The organism is Streptomyces sp. NPDC001536, assembly GCF_042894505.1.
In the GTDB taxonomy this organism is placed as follows: Bacteria; Actinomycetota; Actinomycetes; order Streptomycetales; family Streptomycetaceae; genus Streptomyces.
In genome coordinates, this window is the sequence record NZ_JBIAVQ010000026.1 from 77,945 (window position 1) to 85,774 (window position 7,830).

5 protein-coding genes and 1 pseudogene are annotated in these 7,830 nt (G+C 70.1%); 2 read left to right on the forward strand and 4 right to left on the reverse strand.

The features are described 5' to 3' along the window. Nucleotides 1-69: 69 nt before the first annotated feature. From ACFY0U_RS43340 to ACFY0U_RS43355, 4 genes are all read right to left on the reverse strand, one after another. A complete protein-coding gene (locus tag ACFY0U_RS43340; protein WP_388645701.1) occupies nucleotides 70-1,470 on the reverse strand; it encodes an NtaA/DmoA family FMN-dependent monooxygenase in 1,401 nt (466 codons plus the stop codon). Then, nucleotides 1,467-2,567, reverse strand: a complete 1,101-nt coding sequence (locus ACFY0U_RS43345) for an LLM class flavin-dependent oxidoreductase (RefSeq protein WP_388645703.1) — start codon at nucleotides 2,565-2,567, stop codon at nucleotides 1,467-1,469. The genes ACFY0U_RS43340 and ACFY0U_RS43345 overlap by 4 nt, the downstream gene beginning before the upstream one ends. Before the next feature lie 415 nt (nucleotides 2,568-2,982). Continuing rightward, nucleotides 2,983-3,471, reverse strand: coding sequence for a carboxymuconolactone decarboxylase family protein (locus ACFY0U_RS43350; protein ID WP_388645705.1), 489 nt, complete (start codon nucleotides 3,469-3,471; stop codon nucleotides 2,983-2,985). A 2-nt stretch (nucleotides 3,472-3,473) separates the two neighbouring features. Then, nucleotides 3,474-4,550 (reverse strand): dihydrodipicolinate reductase, encoded by a 1,077-nt coding sequence (locus tag ACFY0U_RS43355; protein ID WP_388645707.1) that lies wholly within the window; start codon nucleotides 4,548-4,550, stop codon nucleotides 3,474-3,476. A gap of 263 nt (nucleotides 4,551-4,813) precedes the next feature. Here ACFY0U_RS43355 and ACFY0U_RS43360 point away from each other — a divergent pair, with 263 nt between their 5' ends. Together ACFY0U_RS43360 and ACFY0U_RS43365 are read left to right on the forward strand one after the other, a co-directional pair. Then, nucleotides 4,814-7,363 carry a discoidin domain-containing protein gene (locus ACFY0U_RS43360; RefSeq protein ID WP_388645709.1) on the forward strand — a complete coding sequence of 850 codons (2,550 nt, stop codon included), beginning with the start codon at nucleotides 4,814-4,816 and terminating at the stop codon, nucleotides 7,361-7,363. A 363-nt stretch (nucleotides 7,364-7,726) separates the two neighbouring features. Further along, nucleotides 7,727-7,830 (forward strand): annotated as a pseudogene (locus ACFY0U_RS43365) (DNA-directed RNA polymerase subunit alpha); the annotation flags it as partial.

The window sequence follows — 7,830 nt, forward strand, 5'->3', positions numbered from 1 at the left end:
CCGCGGGGTCCGGCTGGTCGGCGTCGCGGTGACGTCGTACTTCCGTGTCGACCGCCTGCTCGTGGCCGGTCAGCCCGCCTCCCGTCGGGCCGATGCCGACCGGTGGGTGAGAGGTTCGCGCAGGCCGAGGTGGTCGCGGAGCGTGGTGCCGGTGTACTCGGTGCGGTAGACCCCGCGTTCCTGGAGCTCCGGAACGAGCAGGTCGACGATGTCGTCCAGCCCGTCGGGGATCAGATACGGCGTGACGTTGAAGCCGTCGATCGCCCCGTGCCGCACGAAGTGGGCGAACTTGTCGGCCAGCGCGGACGGAGTACCGACGTGGCCCCGCTGCGGACCGAGCGCGATGACGGTCTCGCGCAGCGACCAGCCGTGCGCCTCCGCCTTCGCCCGCCATTCGGCCACCACCTGGCGCGGGTCGGCGACCCGCCGTGCGCCGAAGGAGCCGTCGTTCTCGGCGACGACCGGATCCTCCTCGGGCAGCGGTCCGTCCGCGTCACGGTCGGACAGATCGATGCCCCACAGCAGCCCCGCGACGCCCAACGCCGTGGCAGGGGTGACCTGTTGCAACCGGATCCAGCGCTTCTTCTCCTGGGCCTCATCCTCGGTGGCGCCGAGGATGATCTCGGTGCCGGGCAGGATCCGCAGGTCGTCGTCGGGGCGGCCGACGGCACGCAGTCGGGTGCGGATGTCGTCGGCGAAGGCCAGGGCGTCGTCGAAGTCGTTGCCGTGCGCGGAGAAGATCACGTCGGCGTTGCGGGCGGCGAAGTCGCGCCCCTCGCCGGAATCGCCCGCCTGGAAGATGACCGGATGCCCCTGAGCGCTGCGCGGCAGCGTCGGGGCGAGGTCGACGTCGAACTGAGGCCCCCGGTGGCGTACTTGACGTACGGCACCGGGCGCCGACCAGAGGGACGCCTCCGCGGAACCCGCGACGGCTCCGTCCTCCCAGCCGTCCCAGAGCGCGCGGGCCACGGTGAGGAACTCCTCCGCGCGCCGGTAACGGTCGGCGTGGTCGAGATAGCCGCCGCGACGGAAGTTCGCGCCGGTCCACGCGTTGTCCGTGGTCACGACGTTCCAGCCGGCGCGGCCTTCGGACAGCAGGTCCAGGCCGGACAGACGGCGGGCGAGATCGGCGGGCTCGTTGAACGTCGAGTTGGAGGTGGAGACCAGGCCGATCCGGCGGGTGACCGCGGCCAGCGCGGCGAGCTGGGTGATGGCGTCCGGCCGTCCGGCCACGTCGAGATCGTGGATCCTGCCGTCGACCTCGCGCAGCCGCAGCCCCTCACCGAGGAAGAACGCGTCGAACAGGCCCCGTTCGGCGGTCTGGGCGACCTTGCGGAAGGACGCGGGATCGATCTGCGAACCGCTGTCGGGGGCGGACCAGATGGTCCAGTGATTGACACCCTGGAAGAACACCCCGAAATGGAACTGGGCCTGCGGCCTGGGAACGTCGAGGGGGTCGGTGCGCGTCATCGGGCTTCCTCCTGAACGGCCGCGGCCGCGAAACGGTTGGCGGGGCGCTCCAGACCCAGCGTCGACCGCAGGGACGTGCCGGGCAGGGGACGGGCGGCGAGGCGCCGCTCGGACAGCGCCGGCAGGACGAGGCGGGAGAGGACGGGCAGGTCCTCGTCCAGGACCAGCGGACGCAGTCGTACGCCATCGACGTGGCGGCTCAACTCGCCGAGGAGCACGACCAGTTGGTCAGCGGAGCCGATGTGCCGCAGCCGTCCCCGGTCGGTCCACTCCGCGTGCCGTTCCAGGTCGGCGACGCGCTCGGCGGCGCTGGCCTGCGGAGTGTCCAGGGCCACCTCGACCTCGGCGAAGACCCGCGGGGTGCCCGCGGTGGCGGCGGCCGCGGTGAGCGCCGCGAGGTCGCGGCCCGCCACGAGAGCGACGTCGAGCTGTGCGGCGGGCACCCGGTCCGGCGCACCCAGGACGACGAGCTGCCCCTGCGGCGGGCGCGGCACGATCGCGGGGCCCTTGACGGCGTACGTCTCACCGGTGAAGTCGATGTAGTGGAGCCGTTCGCGGTCGAGGTAGCGGCTCGTGGCCACGGACCGGATGACCGCGTCGTCCTCCCACGAGTCCCACAGCGCCCGGGCCACCTCCACGCCGTCGCGGGACTCCCGGGCCCGCGCGTCGGCACCGGCGACCAGGGGACGCCCCCAGGCACGGGCTGCCTCGGGGCGCTCCTCCTCCGACACCACCCACCCCGCACGGCCGCCGGAGATGTGGTCCAGGGAAGCCAACTGGCTGGAGACATGGAACGGTTCGGCATACGTGACCGGAACGACCGGCGCGATCCCCACGGTGCTCGTGGACGCCGCGATGAACGCCGCACGCTCCACCGCGCCGATGCGGACCACGGGATCCGGCGCGGCTCCGGGCGGCAGCACGCCGTCGTCCAACGTGATCAGGGTGAACCCGGCGTTCTCGGCCACGGCGGCGACCCCGGCCACGCGGCGCGGGGTGAGCAACTGGTCGGGCGAGTGCGCGGCGCGGCGCCAGGCCGCGGGGTGGGCACCGTCACCGTCGATCTCCAAGGCGAGGTGCAGGGCGGGGCCGGACATGGGATTCCCTTCCGAGGAACACGAGAGCTCGGGGCCACAGGCCCACGACAAGACGGCCGACAGAACGGGCCGGCAGGGATCAGACGTGTACGGAGGGACAGACGGCGGAGGAGGTACGGCAGTAGTCGACATGCCGCCGGGTGATCAGCCACGCACCCGTGCACGCACCCAGCGGTGCCGCGCCAGATACGTGCATGAAGGCCTCCACCCGAAAGAAAACCGCGAGCTCAAAGTACGTCGGCCGCCCCGGCGAGTGTCAAGGGTCGTTGACGCGGACGCGTCATGCCCTGGGTCGGCCCGAGCCCGTAGCGCCCGTGGTCGCAAGGTCACGCAGACCGACGTCGGTCGGGAAGATTCATGCACCTGCAATGATCGGCCCCGGGCTCGCCCGGTGGACCTGGGGTGCCGGCCGTTGTCAGGGGCGGTGTGCCGACGGCAGTGTGCAGCTGGCGTCGAGCCCCAGTACGTGGTTGAGGCGGCCGAAGGCCAGCCATGAGCCGATGCACATGCTCAGTTCCACGATCTGCGCCTGGCTGTAGTGCGCCTTGATCCGGGCCCAGAAGTCGTCGTCCATGCCGTGATGGTCCAGGGCGTACCGCTCGGCGTACTCGGCGGCGAGCCGGGTCCGTTCGTCGAAGGCGTCCGTGGTGCGCCACTGTGTGACCGCGTCGAGGAAGTCCTCCTCGACCTTCTCCCCGTCGCGTTCGGTGCGCCAGTCCAGGCAGAACAGGCAGCCGTTGATCTGGGCGACGCGAAGGCGGGCGGCCTCGAACTCGCGCAGTCCCAGGGTCGTGTACTCGTAGACCGCCAACGAGAAGGCGCTGGCCGCCGGGCCGATGCCGGGCACCAGGTCGCCCCAGACGTACAGGATGGGGTCGACGCCCTGCGGGATGTCGATCTGCATGGTCACTTCTTTCCCAGTCTGCCCACCGCGGGGCGCAGCGGGACGTCGAGCGCGTCGTAGAGGCCGGGTTGGGCCTCTGTGAGCCAGTCGATGGCGTTCACCAGACGGCCGGCCGCCGTCGCGTTGCCGCCGGCGGCTCTGTTGCCCCCTTCGTCGGTGGCTTCGACCGTGACCTCGATCCGGGGACGGCCTTCGATGATCACGCGGTGCGCGCCCGCCCCGCCGTCGGGTGGTGCCGGCCAGTCCGGGGCGCAGGTGGCGTGGATACGGGTGATGTGCTCGATGACGATGCGGGGTTCGCCCGCCACCATGCCCCGCACCTCAAGACGTACCGCTCCCTGAGTGCCGGCCGGGAACTCGCCCATCGCGTCGGTGACGACGGACGTGTCGAGGGGACGGCGTTCCAACGTCTCCTCGATGCCGTCCAGTTCGGCACCCAGCGCCCGGGCCGTCATGCGCAGCTGTCCGCCCCAGATCATCGTCGGAATGCCCTCGGCGAGCATCAGCGGCTGGTAGTCCAGGGGATGCCCCATACCGATCAGATCGCGGACGGCTTCCTCCTGGTCGTAGGTCGAGTAGTCGAAGATCTCCTGGCAGCGGACGGCATCGATGTCGGACCCCAGCCCACTGACCAGCAGCGGAAGCACGTCGTTGGCCCAACCCGGGTCCACCCCCGACACGAACAGCGAACCGCCCCCGGCCTCAACGGACTCCAGCAGTACGTCGCGGATCTCGGCAGGCGCGTTCGCGCAGTCGTACATGCCGTACAAGGACGGCGTGACGACCACCGCGCCGGCACGCAGCGCACGGCCGATGTCCTCGATCGCCCCGTCCGGTCGCACATCACCGGAAGCCGCGTACACGACGGCACGAGGGGCTTGGGAGAGTGTCGCGCCCACATCGTCCGTCGCCGCCACCCCGAGGCGCCGCCCGAGCCCGCTGAGCTCGCCCGCGTCCTTGCCGACCTTGGCGGGGTTGGACACCAGCACGGCCACAAGACTGAGCATCGGATGCGCCGCGACAGCCCGAATGGCGGCGCGCCCGACGTTGCCCGTGCCCCAGACCACCGTCGGAATCATGGGCGGAGGGTAACGACGCACCCCGAAACTTCCCATAGCCATGCGCCAGGATTCGGGTGCGGCCGCATGTGCCGTCAACCTGTCAAGGGATACGACGGAGATGGGCCCGGAAAGATTTCAAGTTTCGAAGGCTTGCCGAGAGTTGGAACTCATCAGTTAAATCAAGACGTGAACTAAGCGTCGCCGCAGTGGCCTTGATATGCCGTCACGTCTGCCGTCGGCGCGTCCTCATGTCCTTTCCCGACGCACCCGCAGGGACCTCCATGAGACTCAGAGCCTTGGGTGTCGCGCTCGCCGCCACGGCAGCGCTGATCACCCTGCCCACCATCCAGCCACCGGTGGCCGCGGCCGCCGACGCCAACCTGTCGCAGGGCAGGACGGCGACGGCATCCTCCGACGAGAACGCGGGCACGCCCGCGGCGTACGCGGTCGACGGCGACACCGGCACCCGCTGGTCCTCGGCCGCCACCGACGACCAGTGGCTCCAGGTCGACCTCGGAACCGGCGCCACGATCAGCCAGGTCGTCGTCGACTGGGAGACGGCCTACGGCAAGGACTACAAGATCCAGTCCTCGCCCGACGGCAGCACCTGGACCGACCTGCGCACGGTCACCGGCTCGGACGGCGGCACCGACACCCTCGCCGTCTCCGGCCAGGGCCGCTACGTACGCATGCAGGGCGTCCACCGCGCGACGCAATGGGGCTACTCCGTCTGGGAGTTCCAGGTGTTCGGTACCACCGGGACATCTCAGCCGGGCACCTGCTCCAGCGCCAACTCGGCGCAGGGCAAGACCGCTTCGGCGTCCTCGACGGAGAACGCCGGCACCCCCGCATCCGCCGCGGTCGACGGCAACGACTCCACCCGCTGGTCCAGCCAGGCCGCAGACCCGCAGTGGCTGCGCGTCGACCTGGGCTCCTCCCAGGACATCTGCAAGATCGACCTGAACTGGGAAGCCGCGTACGGCAAGGACTTCCAGCTCCAGGCCTCCGCCGACGGCCAGAACTGGAACACCCTCAAGACCGTCACCGGCGCGACGGGCGGGCGCGCCTCGTACGACGTCAGCGGCACGGGCCGCTACGTCCGTGTCCTGGGGACGGCTCGCGGGACGGGCTACGGCTACTCGCTGTGGGAGGTCGCCGTCCATACGACGTCCGGCGGCACCGGAGGCCCCGTCCAGGGCGGCGGCGACCTCGGCCCGAACGTCATCGTCGTCGACCCCTCCACCCCCGACCTCCAGCAGAAGTTCGACCAGGTCTTCGGCCAGCAGGAGTCCGCCCAGTTCGGCTCCGGGCGCTACCAGTTCCTGCTCAAGCCGGGCACCTACAACGGCATCAACGCCCAACTCGGCTTCTACACCTCGATCTCCGGCCTCGGACTGAACCCCGACGACACACAGATCAACGGCGACATCACCGTGGACGCGGGCTGGTTCAACGGCAACGCCACACAGAACTTCTGGCGCTCGGCGGAGAACCTCGCGATCACACCGTCCAACGGCACCGACCGCTGGGCCGTGGCCCAGGCCGCGCCGTTCCGCCGTATCCACGTCAAGGGCGGCCTCAATCTCGCCCCCAACGGCTACGGTTGGGCCTCCGGCGGCTACATCGCCGACTCCAAGATCGACGGCACGGTCGGCCCGTACTCCCAGCAGCAGTGGTACACCCGGGACAGCTCGGTCGGCGGCTGGACCAACGGCGTGTGGAACATGACCTTCACCGGTGTCCAGGGCGCCCCGGCGACCAACTTCGACACCGGGCCGTACACCACGCTGGACACCACCCCGATCTCCCGCGAGAAGCCGTTCCTCTACCTCGACGGCAACGACTACAAGGTCTTCGTCCCCGCCAAGCGCACCAACGCGCGCGGTGTGTCCTGGCCCGCCAACGCCGGGACCTCGCTGCCGCTCAGCCAGTTCTACGTCGTCAAGCCCGGCGCGACGGCCGCCACCATCAACACCGCACTGGCCCAAGGCCTGAACCTGCTGTTCACGCCCGGCGTCTACCACCTCGACCAGACGATCAACGTCACCCGCGCCGACACCGTGGTGCTCGGGCTCGGCCTGGCGACCATCGTGCCCGACGGGGGCATCGACGCGATGCACGTCGCGGACGTCGACGGTGTGCGGCTGGCCGGCTTCCTCATCGACGCCGGCGCCGCCCGGTCCGACACCCTGCTCCAGATCGGCCCCGCCGGAGCGGGCGCGGACCACTCCGCCAACCCGACCACCATGCAGGACGTGTTCGTCCGCATCGGCGGCGCGGGCCCCGGCCTGGCGACGGACTCCGTCGTGGTCAACAGCGACGACGTCGTCATCGACCACACCTGGATCTGGCGAGCCGACCACGGCGAAGGCGTCGGCTGGGAGACCAACCGGGCCGACTACGGACTGCGCGTCAACGGCGACGACGTCCTGGCCACCGGCCTGTTCGTGGAGCACTTCAACAAGTACGACGTCGTATGGAGCGGCGAGCGGGGGCGCACGATCTTCTTCCAGAACGAGAAGGCGTACGACGCCCCCAATGCCGCCGCCATCACCCACGACGGCATGGTCGGCTGGGCGGCCTACAAGGTCGCCGACACGGTGGCCGTGCACGAGGCGTGGGGTCTGGGCAGCTACTGCAACTACACCTCCGATCCCTCGATCGTGCAGCACCACGGCTTCCAGGTCCCGGTCAAGGCGGGCGTCAAGATGCACCACCTTCAGGTGATCTCTCTGGGCGGCAAGGGGCAGTACGCCCACGTCATCAACGACACCGGCGCCCCGACCTCGGGGACGGACACCGTGCCGTCGAAGGTGACCTCGTTCCCGTGAGCCACGGGGGAGGCGGTGCACCGCACCGTTGACGTCGGTACCCACCATCGGGTGGTGCGCCCTCGTGGCGCACCACCCGCATTCGTCGGACCGTGTGATGAATACGACAGAGGGACCTCCTGTCATCTCTCGACACACGAGACGGGGTGACCCGTTCTCGCCGCGTGAGATCCGGCTTCGCGTTGACTCTCCGGGCCAGAAGCGCCTGTTCGCCGGGCTCCGTGGCAGGTGGATCGGGGCCGCCGACCGGCTGGTGGACAGCCTGAGTCGGGAGGTTCGGTGTCTTCGACGGCCGGATCGCCCGTAGGCTTCTGGGGTCTACGGCGTCACATAGCGGGCGTCAAACATTGGAGGACACACCTCGTGCTCATTGCTCAGCGTCCGTCTCTGACCGAAGAGGTCGTTGACGAGTTCCGCTCCCGGTTCGTGATCGAGCCGCTGGAGCCGGGCTTCGGCTACACCCTCGG

Coding starts and splice junctions, on each gene's coding strand:
- ACFY0U_RS43360 (WP_388645709.1), top strand. CDS start 4,814: ATGAGACTCAGAGCCTTGGGTGTCGCGCTCGCCGCCACGGCAGCGCTG.
- ACFY0U_RS43355 (WP_388645707.1), bottom strand. CDS start 4,550: ATGATTCCGACGGTGGTCTGGGGCACGGGCAACGTCGGGCGCGCCGCC.
- ACFY0U_RS43340 (WP_388645701.1), bottom strand. CDS start 1,470: ATGACGCGCACCGACCCCCTCGACGTTCCCAGGCCGCAGGCCCAGTTC.
- ACFY0U_RS43350 (WP_388645705.1), bottom strand. CDS start 3,471: ATGCAGATCGACATCCCGCAGGGCGTCGACCCCATCCTGTACGTCTGG.
- ACFY0U_RS43345 (WP_388645703.1), bottom strand. CDS start 2,567: ATGTCCGGCCCCGCCCTGCACCTCGCCTTGGAGATCGACGGTGACGGT.